The organism is Aeromicrobium sp. Leaf272, from assembly GCF_001422865.1.
GTDB lineage: Bacteria > Actinomycetota > Actinomycetes > Propionibacteriales > Nocardioidaceae > Aeromicrobium.
On sequence record NZ_LMMY01000011.1, the window covers coordinates 378,780 to 380,473 of the forward strand.

The following is a 1,694-nucleotide window of genomic DNA, read 5'->3' on the forward strand; positions in this document are numbered from 1 at the left end:
GATCATCGCCGCCTCCCACGGCATGCGCCACCTCGCGGTCGCCGACCGTGCTGGTTGGACCCTCGCCGAGAACCCGTCCTATGTCTCGCGCTGAGCTGGACGGGCACGCGCTCGCCCGCCGGGTCGACATCAGCGCGGTGCAGGCGCAGCACGGTCGTGCCGACGTGGAGGAGCTCGCCGGGCACGCTCTCGCCGGCGACTTCGTCGCGGCCCACGTGCTTCCCTCGTGGCTTCCGGTCCTGCGACCGCTGCTCGAGGGGTCCACGACCAACGCGGGCTCCCCCGTCGGCTTCCCGTCGGGAGGGTCGGCCACCCCGGTCAAGGTGGCGGAGGCGCGCTGGCTCGTCGACCACGGCGTCCAGGAGCTCGACGTCGTGATGAACATCGGGATGATCCGCTCCGGGGAGCTCGACGGGGCGACCCGCGACCTCGCCGCGGTGCTCGAGGCGGTCGACGGACGGGTCCCGGTCAAGGTGATCCACGAGGTCGGCCTGCTCGACCTCGCACAGCTGCGCGACGCCGTCGGCGTGGCCGTGCGCGCCGGCGCCACCTCCCTGAAGACGGGGACCGGCTGGCAGGGCGTCGCGACCACGCCCGAGCACGTCCAGGTCATGCGCGAGGTCGGTGGCCCCGAGCGGGAGATCAAGGCCTCCGGCGGAGTGCGCTCCCTCGCGCAGGTCCACGACCTCCTGGAGGCGGGAGCCACCCGGTTCGGGATCAACACGGCGGTCGCCGTCCGACTGGTGGCGGAGGCGGGCGCATGACGCTCGTGCTCAGCCCGGGCGCGCTCCGCGCGGCCACCGTCCCGACCATGTACTTCGTCGGCGTCACCACCGGCTCGTCGGCCATCCACCGGGTCTTCGAGGCCTGGCGTCCCCTGCTGGGACTCGAGGACGTCGCCCTCACCGGCATCGACGTGCCCGTCGGCGCGCCGGCCGAGGCCTACCGCGAGGTCGTCTCCTTCCTCGCCGCCGACCCGCGGTCCCGCGGGGCGCTCGTCACCACGCACAAGATCGACCTCTTCACCACGTGCCGCGACCTCCTCGCGGAGGTCGACGACGACGCCGCCCGACTGGGCGAGATCAGTGCCCTCGTCGCGGGCGACGGATGGATCCGCGGACACGCCCTCGACACCATCACGAGCGCCCTGGCGCTCGAGGCGATCGTCCCCCGGCTCGCCGGACGGACGGTCGCGGTGCTCGGCGCGGGCGGGGCAGCCCTCGCCCTGTGCGACTGGTTCGCCCACCGCGCCGGCACCGCAGCGCCGGCCTGCGTGCACGTCACCGACGTCGACGCCGCCCGGCTCGACGCGGTCGTGGCGGCAGGACGCGCCGGCGACCCCGCGATCGAGTGGTGTCCTCACCTGCTCGAGCGGGGCACCGTCTCCGACGAGCTGGTCGCGACCCTGCCCCCCGGCTCGGTGGTGGTCAACGCGACCGGGATGGGCAAGGATCGCCCCGGCTCACCAGTGTCGGACGACGTCGTCTTCCCGCACGGCGGCTACGCGTGGGAGTTCAACTACCGCGGCGAGCTCGACTTCCTGCGCCAGGCGCGGTCGCGCGCCGAGGCCGACGCCCTGGTCGTGGAGGACGGCTGGCGCTACTTCGTGCACGGGTGGACGCGGGCGATCGACGCCGTCTTCGACCTGGGCATCCCGACGTCCGGTCCGGCGTTCGACCGGCTCGACGAGGCGG

2 protein-coding genes are annotated in these 1,694 nt (G+C 74.0%); both read left to right on the plus strand.

Features of this window, described 5'->3' with window-relative positions; translation table 11 throughout:
* The first annotated feature begins 80 nt into the window (after window positions 1–80).
* Entirely contained in the window at window positions 81–764 is a 684-nt protein-coding gene (gene deoC / locus ASF38_RS08920; protein WP_056575240.1) for a deoxyribose-phosphate aldolase, read from the plus strand.
* Window positions 761–1,694: hypothetical protein (locus ASF38_RS08925; RefSeq protein WP_056575243.1), on the plus strand; the 934-nt coding region annotated here is incomplete at its 3' end. The genes deoC and ASF38_RS08925, both read left to right, overlap by 4 nt.